Below are 17,785 nucleotides of genomic sequence, written 5' to 3'. Positions count from 1 at the left end.
ACAGCCTGAATCGGAGAGGTTGCCTGTTCTCGCGTGAACACGCGGTGCCGCGACAACCCCGCGCGAGCACGGACCGAACCTCAGAGGCGGGCGGCGAATTCGTGGATCAGGCGGGCCGCGGGCTCGGAGTCGCTGATGAGCGTGCCGTGGCCGTGATCGGGGATGACTTCGAGCTTGGCCCCGGGGATCGCGTCGAGGATCTCCTGGCACCAGCTCATCGGGGCGAGCGGGTCGTCCTCGCCGCGCAGTACCAGCACCGGGCACTCGATGCGGACGAAGGCGTCCTCGGGCTCATGCACGACGGTGGCACGGATCTTGCGGATCAGGTGCGGGCCCCCACGGAGGTACTCCCGGGCGCCGCGCCAGATCACCAGCGGCCGCTCGCCGACCAGGTCGGTCAAGAGGTAGCGGGCCTGAGACGCGATGTTGCGCGCCGCCTTGTTCACGGTGGGTCCTGCCAGCACGACCCCTTCCACCAGCGAGGGATGCCGAGCTGCGAGTTCCGCCGCGATCTGGCTGCCCATCGAATGGCCGATCACGACCACCGGGCCCGAGTCCACGTGTCTCAGGTATGCCGCGACGAGGTCGGCGTGGCGTTCCATGGTGAACGTGCGCTCCGGCTCGGGTGCCTCGCCGAAACCGGGAAGGTCCAACGCGATCACCCGGCCGTCGAGTCGCTGCACGACGTCGAGGTAGACGCTCCGCCCCATGCCGATGCCGTGCAGCAGGAGGTAGGTGTGCGGGCCTTCGCCGAACGTCTCGGCGATCAGTGTGGCGCCGGAGTGCTCGAACTCGAGGAGCGTGACGGTGGTGCCCTTCGGGGCGAGGTAGCTGGATGGCACCCACCCACGGTATCGGAGCAACCTGCGCCGCCCCTTCAGGACGGCGCAGCGCACGGGTCAGCCGGCCGGCGACAGGATCAGCGTGTCCACCGTCGAGCCGTCCACCGCCTTCGCGGAATATGCCCACGGCTTCTGCACCCCGACGGCCCAGTCGGCGGTCTGGTCGGTGTAGTGCTCGTGGAACGCGTGACCCGAAGCACCCGTGAGGTGGTTCCAGGTCGAGGCGTCGAAGTCGGACAAGTCGATCACCATCCGCATCGACGGCACCGTCGTGGTGGCATACGAGACCCCGAGCTCCCACCCGGTCGCGTTCACCACCGACGCCCCGCCGCCCACCGGGTACGGTCCGCGGTTGAAGAGGGCCTCGATGGGCGCGATCCCCGACGTGCCGAGCGTGTCGCTGGTGAGGGTGATCGCGTGCAGGTCGCCCCAGTTCCACCGCCCAGGGACGTCACCCTGCAGGGAAACGAGTTCGTCGTAGGCCTCCTCGGCGGACAGGGCCAGCATGGCGTCCATCCCGTCGACGTCGATCTTCGGGTTGCTCCAGAGCGGATCGGCCGGGTCGTCGAGCATGTCGGCGACGACCGTGAACAGGCGTGCCTGCCCGTCGATGGGCAGTGGCTGCTCGCGCTCGCCGAAGATGTTCTGCACCAGGTTCGACCAGAGCACGTTGGCGTAGGCGGCCGCGGGCGAGGATGCCGTGTTCTGGGCGTCCCAGGGGAGGAGGAGGTCCACGGCCTCCCGCACGTCCGCCCGGCTCACGTCCACATCGGCCATGGCGGACGCCAACTGCGTGCCGATCCACATCTCGTCGTCCACCTGGATGTCACGCATGTCCTGTGCGGTCAGCGGGGCGACGGCCGCGTATCGCTCGATCAGGTGGGCGATCCGTGCGGCACGGTAACCGTAATCCCAGTCGCGGGAGAGGAAGTAGGCGTAGTCGTCGGTCACGATCGCGTTGTTCGCGGTGACGATGTATCCCGAGCTCGGGTTGTACGAGACGGGCAGTTTCTCGAACGGGATGTAGCCCGCCCAGTCGTAGCTGCTGTCCCATCCCGGCTGCGGCATCCATCCGTCGCCGGCACCGCGGATCGGGAGGCGCCCGGGTGTCTGGTAGCCGATGTTCCCCTCGGTGTCGGCGTAGATGAGGTTCTGCGCGGGTACGTCGAAGAGGGAGGCGGCGTAGCGGAAGTCGTCGAAGTCCTGCGCGGTCGAGAGGGCGAAGATCGCCGTCGCGGTCGTGCCGGGGTCGAGGGCGGTCCAGCGCAGGCTGACAGCGTATTCGGCGTCGTCCTGCCCGGCGGGCGGGGCGGCGGGCGCCTCGGTTCCTTCCGCCAGTGCCGGCTCCGGGTCATCGGCGATCGCGGTGAAGTCGTCGGTGAGCCCCGAGATGATGGGCCCGTGCACGGTCGAGCGGATCGTCAGCTCGATGTCATCGCCGCCGGCGACCTTGATCGTCTCGGTGCTCTGCTCGAGCGGGACCAGTGCCCCGTCGCGCCAGTACTCGTCGCCGACCACCCGCTCGACGTAGAGGTCGGTCACGTCGGTCGTGAGGTTGGTGAACCCCCACGCGACGTGCTGGTTGTGGCCGATCACGATGCCGGGAAGCCCGGAGAAGGAGAATCCGCCGACATCGAACGGGCAGGCATCGTTCACCGTCGAGCACTTCAGCTGCACCTGGTACCAGACCGACGGCAGCGAGGCGCCGAGGTGCGGGTCGTTCGCGAGCAGCGGCATGCCCGTCTCGGTGAGGTCGCCGGAGACGACCCAGGAGTTCGACCCGATCCCCTCGCCGACGTCCCCCACGAGTTCGCTCGCGGCTTCGATGACGCTCGAGGTCTCCTTCCACTCGATCGTGGTGGTCGCCTGCTGGATCTCGTCGCCCGGTTCGGTCGGGGTGTACGCGGCCGGCTCGGCACCGGTGTCGAGTGCGGGCACCGTCGAGATCTTCGGGACGATCACCGGGTTCTCGTCGAACGGGTACTCGGGGTAGAGCTTCGCCAGCAGCTCGCCGGTGTCGACCGCCTCATCCCCGTCATCCGTACCGGCGTTCAGCTCGGCGGCCAGGAGGGAGCGTTCGGTCTCATCCTCGATGTTGCCGCGCAGATCCCAGGCCATGGCCTTGAGCCAGGCGACCGAATCGGCGGGCTCCCACGGCTCGGGCGCGTAGTCCGGGTTCTGGATGCCGAGAACGGCATATTCGAGCGAGAGCTCCGCGCCGGATCGTGTGGCGAGGTAGGCGTTGACCCCGTCGGCGTAGGCCTCGTAGTAGCCGAGCGTGGTGTCGTCCATCGCCTCCACCTCGGCTTCGGCGACGGCGCGCCAGCCGAGTGTGCGCAGGAACGCATCGGTCGCCGCCTGGGACTCTCCGAACATCTCGGCGACCCGCCCCGCGGTGACGTGCCGGCGGAAGTCCATCTCGAAGAACCGGTCCTGGGCGTGCACGAAGCCCTCCGCGTAGAACAGGTCGTCGGTCGAGTCCGCGGTGATCGTCGGGATGCCGCGGTCGTCACGCTGCACCGTGACCTCGGCTTTCAGACCGTCGAGCTCGATGGCGCCCGAGGTCTGCGGGAACGACCGCTGGATCGTCCAGGTCACGAAGAACGCGGCAGCGACGGCGATCACGATGATCCCGGCCACCACGAGGAACGCGATACGTCCGATGCGAACGCCCAGTGAGGGGCGAGAAGGTACGGCGGACTCCTGCGAATCGGTCATCATCGTCGAGAACTCTTTCGGGTAGACAGGTGGAACTCAGTCCCACCGAGCCCCAGTGCGCGTTTCAGGGTCGCGCCCTCGCATCATATCGGCCAGAGCGCTCGCCGCGAGTGTCCCGGGCAAGCGCTCGGTGGATCATCCGATGAGGCCGGGCCGCAGGAACTGGAGAGACCGCGGAGCTGTTCGGTTCCCATTCAGGTGAATGTGTTATGTTACCCGTTGCGCTACGCGCGACAAGGGGGCGATGCGGAGGCTCGGCGCGAGAGCGTCGGGGCCGCCGTTATCGGCCGCATCGAGTGGTGGGGGAACCACGGTGGTCGAAGGAGGGTGTGATTTGTTGGGCATGGATGGTGCGCTGGAACGGCGCTCGGTGAGTGAAGACGTCTATCACCGGCTGCGGGACGCGATCGTCAGCGGCGAGCTGCGGCCGGGCGAACGGATTCGCGACTACGAACTCGCGGCGGATCTCGGGACATCGAAGACGCCCGTGCGGCACGCGCTGGCACGGCTCGCCGAAGGGGGACTCGTCGAGATGCAGCGCAACCGCTACACGCGGGTGGCGCCTCTCGACCTCGACCAGATCCGAGACGCGATCGCCCTCTTCGGCGACATCTGGATCGGCTCGGTACGCCACGCGATGCCGCTGATCCAGGCCGACGACGTCACGTATCTCGTCGACCTCACCGAAGACATGTCCGCCGCGATCCTGGATCAGGATGTCCTCGAGTTCGGGGGAGCGCTGCGCGCCATCACGATCGGCTTCGCGCGCATCGAGGGCAACTCCACGCGCGTGAACGTCATCGAGTTCCTCGGGCCGCAGATCCGCCGCTTCTCGCAGCACGCGCGCGGCACGTTCGACTGGGCGGCGGTCGAAGAGTCCACCAACGCCATCCGCGAGGCCGTTCGCCAGCGCGACGCCGGCGCCACCCGCGCGGCCATCGTGACGCTCTTCGACTCGGTGCTGCCGAGCATCATCGACCGTACCGAGGAGCTCGACCGCACCGAGGAGCTCGACCGCGCCGAGGAGCTCGACCGCGCCGACGAGCGGCGCTGACCGAGTCGATCACAGCGGGGAGTGTGGCCGCGTCGGCAACCCTCAGGCCACGCGCGGCCATCCGCCGTCGCACGCGGCGCGTGCGACGGATGAGCGACGTCAGTCGGTGCCGGAATCGAAGGCCGCGCCCTCGGACACGGTGTCGACCGCGTCCGCCAGGCTCTCGTCGGCCTCGGAGATGGAGCCGTGGACCGACTCGGTGATCTCGGCGGACTCGCCCGCTGTCACGCGACCGACCAGCTCCCCGGTCGCGCCGCCCACGAGGCCGAGCCCCGCGTACTGCTCGAGGCGGGCACGGGAGTCGGCGATGTCGAGGTTGCGCATGGTCAGCTGACCGATGCGGTCGACCGGACCGAAGGCGGCGTCGCCGACACGCTCCATCGAGAGCTTCTCGGGGCCGTACGACAGGTTCGGCGAGACCGTGTCGAGGATGGTCCAGTCGTCGCCGCGGCGCAGACGGATCGTCACGGTGCCCGAGATCGTCAAGCCGACCCAGCGCTGGATCGACTCGCGCAGCATGAGCGACTGGGGCTCGAGCCAGCGGCCCTCGTACATCAGGCGTCCGAGGCGGCGACCCTGCTCGTGGTAGGTCGCGAGGGTGTCTTCGTTCAGGATGCCGTTGACCAGGCGCTCGTAGGCGATGAACAGCAGCGACATGGCCGGAGCCTCGTAGATGCCGCGCGACTTCGCCTCGATGATGCGGTTCTCGATCTGGTCGCTCATGCCGAGGCCGTGGCGTCCGCCGATCGTGTTCGCCTCCATGACGAGGGCCACCGGGTCGCTGTACTCCACGCCGTTGATCGCCACGGGGCGGCCGCCCTCGAACGTGACGGAGACGTCTTCGGTCTCGATCGCGACCGACGGGTCCCAGAACTTCACGCCCATGATCGGGTCGACGGTCTCGAGCGAGACGTCGAGGTGCTCGAGGGTCTTCGCCTCGTGCGTCGCGCCCCAGATGTTCGCGTCGGTCGAGTAGGCCTTCTCAGCGGAGTCGCGGTAGGGGAAGTCACGGGCGACGAGCCAGTCGCTCATCTCCTTGCGGCCGCCGAGCTCGGTGACGAAGTCGGCGTCGAGCCACGGCTTGTAGATGCGCAGACGTGGGTTGGCGAGCAGGCCGTAGCGGTAGAACCGCTCGATGTCGTTGCCCTTGTAGGTGGAGCCGTCGCCCCAGATGTCGACGCCGTCCTCCTTCATGGCGCGCACCAGGAGCGTGCCGGTGACCGCGCGGCCGAGGGGGGTGGTGTTGAAGTACGTCTTGCCGCCGGAGCGGATGTGGAAGGCGCCGCAGGAGAGGGCGACCAGGCCCTCTTCGACCAGCGCGGTCTTGCAGTCGATCAGGCGCGAGGCTTCGGCGCCGTACTCCAGCGCGCGGCCCGGGATCGACGCGATGTCGTCTTCGTCGTACTGTCCGAGGTCGCCGGTGTAGGTGAAGGGCACCGCGCCCTTCTCGCGCATCCACGCGACGGCGACGGAGGTGTCGAGTCCTCCGGAGAAGGCGATGCCGACGCGCTCGCCGACGGGCAGGGACTGGAGGACCTTGGACATGCTTTCCAGTCTATCCGCGACCGGCGTGTCGCCCCGTGCCGCGTGACGGCGGAGAACCCCCGCTTCAGACGCGTAGGGTTTCGACCCGCGACGCGGCATGCGAGGCGGCCGTGGTGCTGATGCGGAGATCAGCGTTGGTCAGCAAGTCGGAGCTCTCGGACCTCGTCCGGGGTGAGGGTCGGTCCGCCCGTGATGACGAGATGGCCGCCCCTCTCGAAGGAGTTGTCCAGGGCGTTCATCTCGATACGGATGCCGTTGCCGTCGAGGACCAGCTCAACAGGGCCGGGGACCAGTCCGACGCATTCGCGCAGAGCGGCGGGAATGACGATCCGTCCCGACTTATCCATGTGTGCCTTCATGTCATCACGATGGCATGCGCCCGCGGACGGGCGCCATGTCCTTCGGACGATTCCTGTGCTTCATATCAGCGGCTCGCGTGCAGAGTGCGCGGTGGCGTTGGTCACACCGAATGCCGACTACTCCGACTGGGCGACATCTTCGTGGCGTGCCGTGCGCAGCGGGGAGAACAGGACGATCAGCGCGGCGACCGCGAAGACCACCACGGCTACCGCGATCGTCGCGCGGTAGCCGAACGCGGTGGCGACGCCGCCGGCGACCAGCGCGCCGACGAGGAAGGCGACGCGGTTGACCGTGCGGATCGACGCGTTCAGCCGCCCCTGCATGTGGTCGGGGGCCGCGGCCTGCCGGTAGCCCATCTCGTTGGGATCCTCCAGGCCCATGCCCAACCCGAACAGGAGTTGCCCGATTCCGAGGGGAATGGCGACGATGGCGAGAGAGGCGATGTCCGAGAGGGGGAGCACGACGATGGCGGTCCAGGCGACCGCCGACAGGATGCGTCCGGTGAGCACGGCGCCGCCGACGCCGAAACGTCTCCCCGCCACAGGGGCGAGGAGGGCTCCGATGAATCCGCCGACGCCGCCCATCGCCAGGACGATGCCGAACACCAGCGGATTCAGTTCGAGTTCCCTCAACGCATAGGGGGCGAATGCGGTCAGCGCGATGCTGTTGCCGAGGAACCACACATTCACCGACGCCGCCATCGGCGCGAGGGTGCGATGGGAGTAGGTCCAGCGCAGGCCCTCCATGATGTCGTGCCCGAGGTGGCGACCGTCCGTCCGGCGTCGCGCCTTCACCTCCTCGACGCGGATCCGACTCAGCAGGACCGCGCTCACGAGATACGCGACCGCATCGATGAGGATGGCGAACGGAGCCCCGAACCAGCCGACGAGGGCACCGCCGATCGCCGGGCCGGTGGTCTGGGCGACGGTGCCCGCCTGTCCGAGGCGCGCATTCGCCGCGACGAGCTGGTGTCGTGGCACCAGTCGGGGGAGCATCGGCTGCGCGGCCGAGTCCGCGATGAGGGTCAGCGCCCCGTAGAGCAGGAACAGGGCGCCGAACGACCAGACGGTCAGAGTCCCCGTGAGCCACAGCACCGGCACGAGCGCCAGCATCAGCGCGCGACCGATGCTCGCGAAGACCATAGCGGGCTTGCGTCGCCATCGGTCCATCAGAGCGCCGACCACCAGGCCGAAGAGCAGGTACGGCACGACGTTGGCCGCATTGAGCAGGCCGATCTCGAACGGCGTGGCGTCCAGTGTCGTCACGATCAGGACCTGGAACGCGATCGCGGTCACCGCCCCGGTGAACGCGCCGAGAGTGGACGACGACCAGAAGAGGGCGAACGCGGGGACGCGCAGGATCTCTGTCGGTCTGTCGCTCATACCGCCCCGCTCCGTCGCCCCCCGCTGCTGTCATCCTATTCACCGCGTTCTCCCCTGGAGCGTCGAGCCGGGAGACGCCGGACGAAGTGGGAGAGTAGGCCCCAACGGAGGTGCAGCATGGGCGAAGCAGTGCTGTGGGGCGTGGTCGCGGCGGCGCCGCTGTTCGTCGGAGCGGTGCTCGCCCTGCTCCGGAAGTGGCCGCCGCGGTGGCTCGGCATCGTCCTCGGGTTCGGTGCCGGCGCCCTCATGGCCTCGATCGCGTTCGAGCTCTGGGAAGAGGGACTCGACCTCGCCGGCCCCGTCCCGCTGGTGATCGGCGTCGCGGCAGGCGCCATCAGCTACTACATCGCCGACCGCATCCTCGATGCCCGCGCGGCGAAGACCAAGTCGCAGGCGGGTGGCGGCCAGCTTGCCGTCGGCGCCCTGCTCGACGGCATCCCCGAGCAGCTCGTGCTCGGCATCGGCCTGGCATCAGGCGAGCCGGTGAGCATCGCGCTCGTGGTGGCCATCCTCGTATCCAACCTGCCCGAGTCGATCGGGTCGGCCGCCGACCTGCTCGAGGGCGGCATGGCCAGATCCCGGGTGCTGCTGCTCTGGGCAGGAGCGGCCGTGATCTGTGCGGCGGCGACGGTGGCGGGATTCGCGCTGGCGAGTGTGACCGGCGACGCCTTCCGATCCGCATCGAGCGGGTTCGCGGCGGGAGCGCTGCTGGTGATGCTCGTCGACTCGATGATCCCCGAGGCCCAGTCCAAGGCGGAGGAATCGACGGGGCTCGCCACCGTGCTGGGCTTCGCGCTCGCCGCAGGGCTGGCTTTGGCGTGAGAGTGCGCGCGACGGCAGTCCCCGCCGCCGCGACTCAGATCTTTCCGTGCGTCGAATCCCGTCGCACGCTGCGACCGGAGATGCTCTCGATGCGCAGGACCAGAGGAAGACTCCGATCCTCACCAGCCCAGGGGTGGACGCGCGCGGCGACGGCGGCGGCATCGCCTTCCGGCGCGCGGGAGAGGCTGCCGTGCACGAGCACGCTCCACGCCGTGCTCCCGAGCGGATCGTGGTAATCGACCTCGAACGAGACGTCGACCGTCTCGCGTGTCAGATCGGCCAGCGGGCCATCGGGCGACGTTCGCAGAAACAGATCGTGTCCGGAGACGGCGAAGTTCACGGGATGGATCTGCACACGTCCGTCGTGGACGAAGCCGATGCGTCCTATCGTGGTCGTGCTCAACAGATCGTAGGACTGCTGTTCATCGAGTTCTCGGATCATGCGCGTTCCTTCCCTCTGCAGCCAGTGTAGTCAGCGCTCCGGAGGCCTTCGGACGAGGCGCTTCGTCGATCGCGACCCCGCCACCCGGCGGACGGGAAGCGCCGGATACGCCTCGACTGGCGGGTTATCCTCGGGGGCGACGTGCACGAGGCTGGCCGGACGCCGCTTCTTCGGCGGCCGAGGACAAAGGAGTTCTGATGACTGACACGACCCTGGCACGCCCGCCCTTCGACCCCGAACTCGAAGCCGCACTCGCCCTCGTCGGCGACCAGCTGCCGTCCACTCTCACGCCGGAGATGATCCCGCTCCTGCGCCAGTCCCCGGTCAGTGGCGAGGACGAGATCTTCGCCGCGCTCGCCGAGCGCGGGTTCACCTATCGCGACGTGACGATCCCCGGGCACGGGGGTGACGAGATCGTCGTCTCCGTGATCGAGAAGGAAGGACGGACGGGCACCGGCCCCGGGTTCTTCCACACCCACGGCGGCGGCATGATCATCGGCAATCGCTGGCTCGGGGTCGTCGGCTTCCTCGATTGGGCTGAGCGCTTCAACGGTGTGATCGTCACGGTCGAATACCGGCTGGCTCCCGAGTTCCCCGATCCCTACCCGGTGGAGGACTGCTATTCCGCGCTGCTGTGGACGGCCGAGAATGCGGGGGAGCTCGGCATCGACCTGTCGCGACTGATGATCGGCGGCGGCAGCGCGGGCGGCGGTCTGGCTGCCGGCACCGCGCTGCTGGCCCGCGACCGGAGGGGCCCGGAACTGATCGGGCAACTGCTCATCTACCCGATGCTCGACGATCGCGACGAGTCGGTCTCGACCCGACAGATCGACGGCATCGGCGTCTGGGACCGCGGATCGAACGTCACCGGGTGGACGGCGCTCCTGGGCGACCGCAAGGGCACCGACGACGTCTCGATCTATGCCGCCCCGGCCCGCGCCACCGACCTCAGTGGTCTGCCGCCGGCGTTCATCGACTGCGGCAGCGCCGAAGTGTTCCGTGATGAGGACGTCGCCTACGCCACCAAGCTCTGGGAGGCTGGAGTCCAGGCCGAGCTGCACGTCTGGGCCGGCGGCTTCCACGGCTTCGACATGTTCGCTCCGCACGCTGCCGTCGCACAGGCCATGCTCGCTGCGCGCGACAACTGGGTGAGCCGACTGCTCTCCTGAGCCCCAACTGCCCTGCCCGGTTTCCTCCCCTCGCACTTTCTGTCGGTTTCTGGGTCTCAGAACGACGGAAAGTGCGACGGGAACCCGGAGGGGAGGACGCCGTAGGGTGGAATCCCCGCGCGATGGAGCCCGACATGCAAGATCTGCTGGGGCGGCTCACCGCCCTCGACCCGGATGCCAGCGAGACGCTCAAGGTCGTCACCTATTTCGACGCCCTCGTCGCCCGATCGGTCGGCGTGGAGAGCATGCTGCGCGGTGCCGCGGTGCTCAGCGGCGCAACGGTCGGCCAGCGCGACGGCCGACAGATCGTACGCGTGCGTGCCGATGGGGTGCGCATCGATCCGGTCGAGCCCTCGCATGCCTGGCCCGTGCGGGAGAGCGGACCGGGAGCGATCGCGTGGATCGAGCGTGACGGCGCTGCGCACACCAACGACGCGATGATCCTGGAACGTCTCAGCCTCGCCCTCGGCATCATCCGGGCTCGTCGCTCGGTCGGCCCGGAGAGCGCGGTCGAGCTCGCGATCAGTTCATATGCGGGAGCCGACGAGCGGGCTGCTGCTCTGCCGCGGCTCCGGCTCGGCGCGAGTGTGCTGCGGTTGGTCGCCTCGCCGCCCGATCCCGCGCCCCTGCCGCAGCATCCGTCGGCCGTGGTCGCCACCCGGCACGGCCTGACCCGGGCCACCATCCTGGATGCGCAGACGGAGGCGGTGAGCGCATGGCCCGACGGCGAAGGGCTGCGACTCGGCCTCGGAACCGCGGGACCGGGGGAGCAGCTTCCCCGGTCGTGGTCCTCCGCACTCGTGGCTGTCCGGCTGACCAGCCCGGCCGAACCGGTCGTCGACGCCGCCGACCTCGGCGCCCTTCTGCTCGTCGCGGAGGCCGCCGAGCAGGCACCGCTCCATCCGGATGCCGCTGCGCTCGCCGCCCTCGACGACCGCGGCCGCGAGCTGCTCGACGCCGTCGCCGAGGAGCAGAGCGTGCGGGCCGCCGCCGTGCGCCTCGGTCGGCATCACTCGAGCGTGCAGGAGCGTTTGACGGCGCTCGTCGATGGCCTCGGCTACGACCCGCGCACACCTCGAGGGCACGCGCGGTATGTGCTCGCCCGGATGCTGCTGACGCTCGGGTCCTGAGCGGTTCGCCTCAGTTGAGCGCCGACGTCAGGCGGAAGACCCCGTCGAGGAACGTCGACTTCGCGGGCTCGCGCAACCACTCCTCGAGGGTCAATTCACGCCCCGCGGCGCGGTACTTCTGCTCGACCGCGCGCATCTGAGCCACGAAGGACTCTCCGCGCACCAGCAGCGACATCTCCGAGTTCAGGCTGAACGAACGGATGTCCATGTTGCTCGAGCCGATCACCGCGACGTCGTCGTCGATCGAGAAGTGCTTGGCGTGCAGGATGTACGGCGCCGGGTAGAGGAAGATGCGCACTCCCGCGCGCAGCAGCGTCTCGTAGTAGGAGCGCTGAGCGTGATAGACCATCCCCTGGTCGCCGAGTTCCGAGACGAAGAGCTGCACGTCGAGTCCACGCTGGCACGCTGTGGTGATCGCGTAGATCATGGCCTCGTCGGGTACGAAGTACGGGCTGGTGAGGATGACCTTCTCGGTGGCGCCGTGGATGAGGGAGAGGAACATCCGCAGATTGTTCTCGGTGCCGTACGCCGGACCGCTCGGCACCATCTGGCAGTGCAGGTCCGCGCCCGTGGGCGTCGGAACGGCGGATGCCGGAACCCGCTCGACGGCCGACAGATCCTCGCCGGTCTCGATCACCCAGTCGGAGAGGAAGACGGCGTCGACCTGCGCGACGACCGGGCCTTCGACCCGCGCGATCAGTTCCTGCCACATCAGCCCGCGCTTGATGTTCTTCTCGGCGTTGTAGTCGCGCGAGATGAGGTTCTGGGAGCCGACGAAGCCGACCCTCCCGTCGACGACGACGAGTTTGCGGTGGTTGCGCAGATCGGGGCGCTGGTACTGCCCCTTGAACGGCCGCACCGGCAGCATCCACGACCAGATCACACCGATCCGGTCGAGCTCGGCAAAGGTCTCCTCGGACTTCGGGATCTTGCGTGACGCGATGTAGTCGGCCAGCAATCGCACGGTGACCCCGCGCGCGACTGCTCTCTCCATCGCCGTGAAGAACCCGTGGGTGGTGGCGTCTCGTGCGGCGATGTAGAACTCGACGTGCACGTATCGCTCGGCCGTGTCGATCGCGGCGGCCATGGCATCGATCGACCCCTGATAGTCGTCGATCAGTTCAGCCGACGAATCGCCGACCACCGGCAGCCCCGTGAGCGCATGATTCTGCTGAGCGACGCGTTGGAGCCAGCGCGGGGCCCCCGCGTCCGGGTTGTCGACGGCTTCGGCGGCGATCATCTCGGTGACGCGCTGTTGCTCTTCCCGGCGCTTCCTCGGCAGCCGGAAGTTGCCGATCAGCAGGTAGAGACCCATGCCGACGAACGGCACCAGGAACACCAGCAGCAGCCATGCCATCGCCGCGGTGGGCTTGCGGCCGCGCGGGATGTAGATGAGTGCGACCACATTGATGGCGAGGGCCGCGAGGGCCAGGATCGTCCAGATCAGGTTCGCGGAGACGAGCGCGTCCATGCATCCTCCTTCGAGGTGATGCCTGAGTGTGACACGCGGTGCAGGGGGTGTGGGTGCGAGGCTCATCCTGCGCGGGTGGGGCGCTCGTGGCGGTGCGGATGCCGCGCGCGATCACTCGAAGCCCGGGTACTCCTGCAGCTTCGTCTCGAACTCGTCGCGGTCGGCCTCGCCGAGCACGCCGCTGGCGATCACGACGAGCTGCAGACCTTCGAGTGGTTCCCCGGTACGGGCGCTCTGCGCTTCGCGCGCGGCGAGGAAGCCGCCGTCCTGGTCGTTCGACAGGTCGTAGATGTTGGCGTAGAACCGCATCGGATCGGGGTAGTTCTCGGTGTAGTACTCCCACGTGTGCTGCGTGCGGGGATCGTCGCTGCCGTAGAGCTTGGCGATCATCGACGGGTCGATGCCCGACCCCGTGGGGTCGTTGAAGGAGTAGAGGTTCCACAACCCGTGCTGCACGACCACCTCGTCGATCGCGGCCATCACCTGCTGCTTGCGTGCGTATCCCTGCACGGGCTGCTCGGTCGCCCACGCCGCCGAGGTGTACTCCACGAGCATCGACTCGCCGCCGTAGCCGTTGCGCTCGGGGCGCAGGTCCTCATCACCCACGGCGACCCACGTGTATCCGAACTCCTGCGTGAGCCGAGTGCGGATGTCGGCGAAGAGCTCCTCGGACTGCGCCCGCACCTCCTCGAGGGACTGCTGCGACAGGGTCTCCCGCGGATCGGTGCCCTTGATCCCGGGGTACCCCTCGGCGTGCTTCTGATCGGCGGTCTTGGCGCCCTGGTAGCTGCCGGCAGCCGAGGTCTGCAGGGCGCTCATGCCGCCGACCGTGGCGACGTTGAACAGGACGGTCACGATCAGGGCGATCGCCCCCAGCTTGCGCGCCTGCGGCGAGAACAGTGCGGCGACGACCACGGCGACGACCACGAGCTGCGCCGTGAGCATCGTGACGCCGTAGAGGAGGTCGGTGCCGCCGGCGATCAGCGTGCCGAGCAGGGTCAGTGCGAAGAGGACGGCGACGGCGAGGGCGATCCAGCCGAGGGCGCTCGCGGAGGGCTGGGGTTCGTCTGCGGACGGCATCGGGGCGACGGTGGGCGCCGGAGCGGGTGCGAACGCTTCACGTCGCGCACCGCGATATCCGCCGGGCGGAGGGACGGGGGGAGCCCCCTCGGTGCCTGCCAGGTAGCGCGCTCGCTGCTGCTCCGGATCCATCACCACGGCTTGTCCGTTCCCGTGCCGCCGGGATCGTCGCCCTGCTGCTGATCCCGCTCCTGCGTGCCCTGTTCGAGCTTGCCCTCGAGCTCGTCCAGCTTGCCCTCGGAGGGCTGTTCGTCTTCGCCGGGCTGCTGCTCGGGTTCCTGCGGCTCCTGCTGCTGCTCCTGCTGCTTCTGCTTGAGGCGATCCTCGGTGCCGTCGAGGGTGCCCGACATGTCGCGCTGCGGGTCGGAGGACTGCTGCTGTGCCTCTTCGCTGTGGCACTCGTCCGGAGTCTCCACCGTGATGGTCAGCGCCTCGCCGTAGAACTCGGCTGCGGCGGCACCGTCGCCGTCGGCACGCGCGGCGTCGCCCATGCGCTCGACGACGAGTGCGAGGTTGATGCGCACTCCGCAGACCTCGAGTCCGGTCGCGAGGTCGAGTGCCTCTTCGAGCTCGGTCCGGGCTTCGGGCAGCTGTTCGGCCGCGCCGAGGGCGGTCCCGATGTTGAACGGCGCCTTGTACGGCTCGAACCAGTTGAGGAAGTCCTGTCCGCGTGCTGATGCTTCGGATCCGGCGAAGTCGTCGACCACGTAGGCGGTGATCGCCTGGTGTGCGAACGCGTACATGCTCAGCAGCTTTCCCACGAAGAGCAGGGCGGCGAGGGTGAGCGGGATGGTCCCGATCGCGACCCAGCGTCGGATGCTGCGGCGGCGACGGTTCGAGCGCAGCACGGCGGCGGCCGACTCGTTCGGAAGGGAAGACCCGGTCGCTTCGGCGGCGGGGCGTGTCGAAGCGTACGTCACGCTTCACCTCCTCGCCGCCGGCCCCTGTGCGGCGACAGACGAGCGGTCCTCGAATCGGCACGGGAAGCGCTGAACATCCTATCCGTCGAAGCTCTGCCGCTTGCCCGCCCGGCGACCGGACCGCCGACCAGCGAGCACGGCGATTCGTGGCCGTCAGTCGTCGGGAGTCGGCGGGATGGAGCGGAGGATGTCCGCTCCATCCCGCCGTCAATCGGCGATCGTGTCTAGCGTGCGCGCCGCAGTTCGAATGCGCGCTGATCCGCGGTGGCGGTCGCAGCGCAGTCGCTCTGGACGTAGTTCGCACCCTCTGCCGTGCTACCGCCGAGCAGTGTGAGGCACTTGCCGGAGTGGGAGGCGGCGAGCTGACTGTAGCCGTCACCGGCGTCTTTGAGGCTCCACAGGAAGTTGGCGGTGTCGGCACAGCTCCACTGCAGAACCTGCGCGTTTCCCGACAGGACCTTGCTCAGGGAAACCGCGAGGCACGCCCCGGTGTCGACGTTCTTCAGCTGGACCTTGCCGTACGGTTTCGGGACGATGGTCCACTGCTGGGATGCGGCTCCCGTGATGGTCTGCTGGACCGTGGGGGCGGCGGTGCCGGAGACTCCGACGGCCTTGCCGCTGACCTTCGAGACCAGCGCGACGGTCCCGGCGGGGCGCAGGAGGAACCTGAGGTAGTCCGCGCCGGTGGTCGCACCGCAGTCGCTCTGGACGAAGTTCGCACCTTCCGCGGTGCCGCCGCCGAGCCGGAGGCACTTGCCGGAGTGGGAGGCGGCGAGCTGACCGTAGCCGTTGCCGGCGTCTTTGAGGCTCCACAGGAAGTTGGCGGTGTCGGCACAGCTCCACTGCAGCACCTGCGCGTTTCCCGACAGGACCTTGCTCAGGGAAACCGCGAGGCAGGCGCCGGTTTCGACGTTCTTCAGCTGGAATCTTCCGTTCGGCTTCGGAATGGTGGTCCACTGCTGGGATGCGGCTCCCGTGATGGTCTGCTGGACCGCGGGGGCGGCGGTGCCGGAGACTCCGACGGCCTTACCGCTGACCTTCGAGACCAGCGCGACGGTGCCGGTCGGCGGTGCGGTCCAGGCGGCGCCGCTCGTGGCGGTGTTGCCGGCGGCGTCCTTCGCGACGACTGTGTACTGCGGGAGCGGACCGCTCGGAGCCGTCGTGTCGGTCAGCGTGAGGTCCGGTCGGTTCCACCAAGTCGCATCGGCCGTCCTGGTCGCTACGGGCGTCGAGGTGCCCGAACGGTAGAGCCCATATGTCAGCGTGAGATCGTCACGGTCCCAGTTCGCGGGAATCTTGACCATGACGCGCTTCGGATCGTCGGTGGTCCGTGTTGCGGAGCCGACCCAGGCATCGCCGGAGAGGCGTGGCTTGTCCTTCGCTCCCCCGGGAGGGGTCGTGGAGAAGCGGACGAGCCCTTCGAACTGGCCGTTGTTGACGGAGCGGAACTCGCCGCCGATGGAGATCATGTTCCCGGTGCCGGTGATCGACAGGCCGGCCTGGCCCATGCCCGTGGTCTGACCCACGGCCCAGTCCGGGGTCCAGGCATACGCGGAGGGAGCGGGTGTGCCCGCCCAGTCCTTGTACTTGGGAGCAGCAGGCTGGTGGCCCAGCGTTCCCCGCGCATCTGCCGTGAATGCCTCGGAATACCGGTGCGTACGCGGCGTCTGCTCCGGGTGCAGGCCCGTGGTCTCGCACGCGTGGGTGTGGCTGGTCGTGTAGACGACCTCGCCGGTGGAATAGACGCCGTAGTGGTCACCGAGGCAGTCCGCGATCCAGCGGATCTTGCCGGTGCCGGCTTCAGCAGCGAACGTGCCTTCGAGATTGACGGTTTCGCCCGTGCCGAAGGCCCATGAGGTGCCGTAAACACCCGTGGCGTCGGTGGCGAGGCCGAAGATCCCGGCCTGCCCCGCCGATGTCGAGGTCTGCCCGTTCTTCACCGTGGCGGGTATCTGCCAGGCGGTGTCGACGGTGCCGGTGGTCTTGTCGACGGCGCCGATGCCTCGCAGCGCGGTGTTCCCGCTGATCTGCGTGAAGCGTCCGCCGATGATCGTGTCGGCCCCGGCGGGGTCCATCACCAGCGCGTCGACCTGCAGGTCGGTCTGGGGTGCCCATTTCAACAGCGCGCCGTTGGAGGCATCGAATGCGGCGAGATTCTTCCGCGCGGTGCCGTTGCCCTGCGTGAACAGACCGCCGGCGTAGACCGACGATCCCGATGTCGTGAGGGCGTAGACGCCCGATCCGCCGATCGACGGGATGAAGCCGGGAGCCAGTTCGCCGGTTGCGGCGTCGAGGGCCGCGATGTTCCACCGGTCCTTGCCGTTGACCGAGTTGAACGAGCCGCCGATGTAGATCCGCTTGCCGTCGGGCGAGGCGGCGACGGCTTTGATCACTCCGTTGACCTTGGGTGCGAAGGGCAGCAGAGCACCGGTCTCGATGTCGTAGGCGAGCACGTTCGAGCGTGCGGTGAGGGCGGTGCCGGGTGCGGCTTTCGGTTCCCGGGCGTTGTCGAACTTGCCGACGGCGTAGACCGTGGAGCCGATAGTCGTCTGCGCCCACACGTAGCCGTTGTCGATCTGGACGGTCGGAATCGGATCCGACGTCACGACGTTCTCGTCCCGTTGCAGCAGAGGCGGCGGTGACGCCGGCTCGTCCGCCGCCACCGCCGCTCCGCTGCCGAAAGAGACCAGGCCGCTGACGACCAGGACACCGACGACGGCGCCGATGGCCGTCTTTCGGGCGCGCTTCAGCGCAGAGTTGTTCCCCATGATTTTGATTCCCCAGTGATCTGATGCCGACCTTCAGGCCGACATGACATCGCCGCGCGCTCCTGACCGAGACGGCTTCCCC

General features: G+C 68.5%; 14 protein-coding genes. 4 read left to right on the top strand and 10 right to left on the bottom strand.

Going from position 1 to position 17,785, the window contains the following annotated elements; genetic code table 11:
- Nucleotides 1-80: 80 nt before the first annotated feature.
- Together AC6CHX_RS07160 and AC6CHX_RS07155 are read right to left on the bottom strand one after the other, a co-directional pair.
- Nucleotides 81-842 (bottom strand): alpha/beta fold hydrolase, encoded by a 762-nt coding sequence (locus tag AC6CHX_RS07160; RefSeq protein ID WP_498272238.1) that lies wholly within the window; start codon nucleotides 840-842, stop codon nucleotides 81-83.
- A 57-nt stretch (nucleotides 843-899) separates the two neighbouring features.
- Complete coding sequence (locus AC6CHX_RS07155) at nucleotides 900-3,560, bottom strand: penicillin acylase family protein (protein WP_498272730.1); 2,661 nt, start codon at nucleotides 3,558-3,560, stop codon at nucleotides 900-902.
- A 343-nt stretch (nucleotides 3,561-3,903) separates the two neighbouring features.
- On the opposite strand from AC6CHX_RS07155, the gene AC6CHX_RS07150 reads away from it, so the two are divergent.
- Nucleotides 3,904-4,614, top strand: coding sequence for a GntR family transcriptional regulator (locus AC6CHX_RS07150; protein ID WP_498272237.1), 711 nt, complete (start codon nucleotides 3,904-3,906; stop codon nucleotides 4,612-4,614).
- A 99-nt stretch (nucleotides 4,615-4,713) separates the two neighbouring features.
- On the opposite strand, the gene argG is transcribed toward AC6CHX_RS07150, so the two are convergent.
- The 3 genes from argG to AC6CHX_RS07135 all read right to left on the bottom strand — a co-directional run bounded on the left by argG (nucleotide 4,714) and on the right by AC6CHX_RS07135 (nucleotide 7,901).
- Nucleotides 4,714-6,159, bottom strand: a complete 1,446-nt coding sequence (gene argG, locus AC6CHX_RS07145) for an argininosuccinate synthase (protein ID WP_136040488.1) — start codon at nucleotides 6,157-6,159, stop codon at nucleotides 4,714-4,716.
- Nucleotides 6,160-6,287: 128 nt separating this feature from the next.
- Complete coding sequence (locus AC6CHX_RS07140) at nucleotides 6,288-6,506, bottom strand: AbrB/MazE/SpoVT family DNA-binding domain-containing protein (protein ID WP_498272236.1); 219 nt, start codon at nucleotides 6,504-6,506, stop codon at nucleotides 6,288-6,290.
- 129 nt (nucleotides 6,507-6,635) lie between these two features.
- Complete coding sequence (locus AC6CHX_RS07135) at nucleotides 6,636-7,901, bottom strand: MFS transporter (RefSeq protein WP_498272235.1); 1,266 nt, start codon at nucleotides 7,899-7,901, stop codon at nucleotides 6,636-6,638.
- Nucleotides 7,902-8,018: 117 nt separating this feature from the next.
- Between AC6CHX_RS07135 and AC6CHX_RS07130 the strand changes: the two genes are divergently transcribed.
- Entirely contained in the window at nucleotides 8,019-8,723 is a 705-nt protein-coding gene (locus AC6CHX_RS07130; protein ID WP_498272234.1) for a ZIP family metal transporter, read from the top strand.
- A 34-nt stretch (nucleotides 8,724-8,757) separates the two neighbouring features.
- Here AC6CHX_RS07130 and AC6CHX_RS07125 read toward each other — a convergent pair whose 3' ends face one another.
- The gene (locus AC6CHX_RS07125; protein ID WP_498272233.1) at nucleotides 8,758-9,165 is read right to left on the bottom strand and encodes a pyridoxamine 5'-phosphate oxidase family protein; all 408 of its coding nucleotides are present in this window, start codon (nucleotides 9,163-9,165) and stop codon (nucleotides 8,758-8,760) included.
- Between the two features lie 197 nt (nucleotides 9,166-9,362).
- Between AC6CHX_RS07125 and AC6CHX_RS07120 the strand changes: the two genes are divergently transcribed.
- Nucleotides 9,363-10,334, top strand: coding sequence for an alpha/beta hydrolase (locus AC6CHX_RS07120; RefSeq protein ID WP_498272232.1), 972 nt, complete (start codon nucleotides 9,363-9,365; stop codon nucleotides 10,332-10,334).
- Between the two features lie 134 nt (nucleotides 10,335-10,468).
- Nucleotides 10,469-11,464: a hypothetical protein gene (locus tag AC6CHX_RS07115; RefSeq protein WP_498272231.1), complete on the top strand. Its 996-nt coding sequence runs from the start codon at nucleotides 10,469-10,471 to the stop codon at nucleotides 11,462-11,464.
- A gap of 10 nt (nucleotides 11,465-11,474) precedes the next feature.
- Here the strand turns inward: AC6CHX_RS07115 and cls are convergent, their stop codons facing one another.
- From cls to AC6CHX_RS07095, 4 genes are all read right to left on the bottom strand, one after another.
- Nucleotides 11,475-12,935 carry a cardiolipin synthase gene (cls, locus tag AC6CHX_RS07110; RefSeq protein ID WP_498272230.1) on the bottom strand — a complete coding sequence of 487 codons (1,461 nt, stop codon included), beginning with the start codon at nucleotides 12,933-12,935 and terminating at the stop codon, nucleotides 11,475-11,477.
- 111 nt (nucleotides 12,936-13,046) lie between these two features.
- Nucleotides 13,047-14,015: a hypothetical protein gene (locus AC6CHX_RS07105; protein ID WP_498272229.1), complete on the bottom strand. Its 969-nt coding sequence runs from the start codon at nucleotides 14,013-14,015 to the stop codon at nucleotides 13,047-13,049.
- A gap of 131 nt (nucleotides 14,016-14,146) precedes the next feature.
- Nucleotides 14,147-14,935, bottom strand: coding sequence for a hypothetical protein (locus AC6CHX_RS07100; RefSeq protein WP_498272228.1), 789 nt, complete (start codon nucleotides 14,933-14,935; stop codon nucleotides 14,147-14,149).
- 224 nt (nucleotides 14,936-15,159) lie between these two features.
- Entirely contained in the window at nucleotides 15,160-17,703 is a 2,544-nt protein-coding gene (locus AC6CHX_RS07095; protein WP_498272227.1) for an RICIN domain-containing protein, read from the bottom strand.
- Between the last annotated feature and the right edge of the window lie 82 nt (nucleotides 17,704-17,785).

The organism is Microbacterium sp. GQ128 (assembly GCF_059758615.1).
Note: the sequence above shows the minus strand (reverse complement) of the source record. Positions and strands in the feature narration are given on the sequence as shown.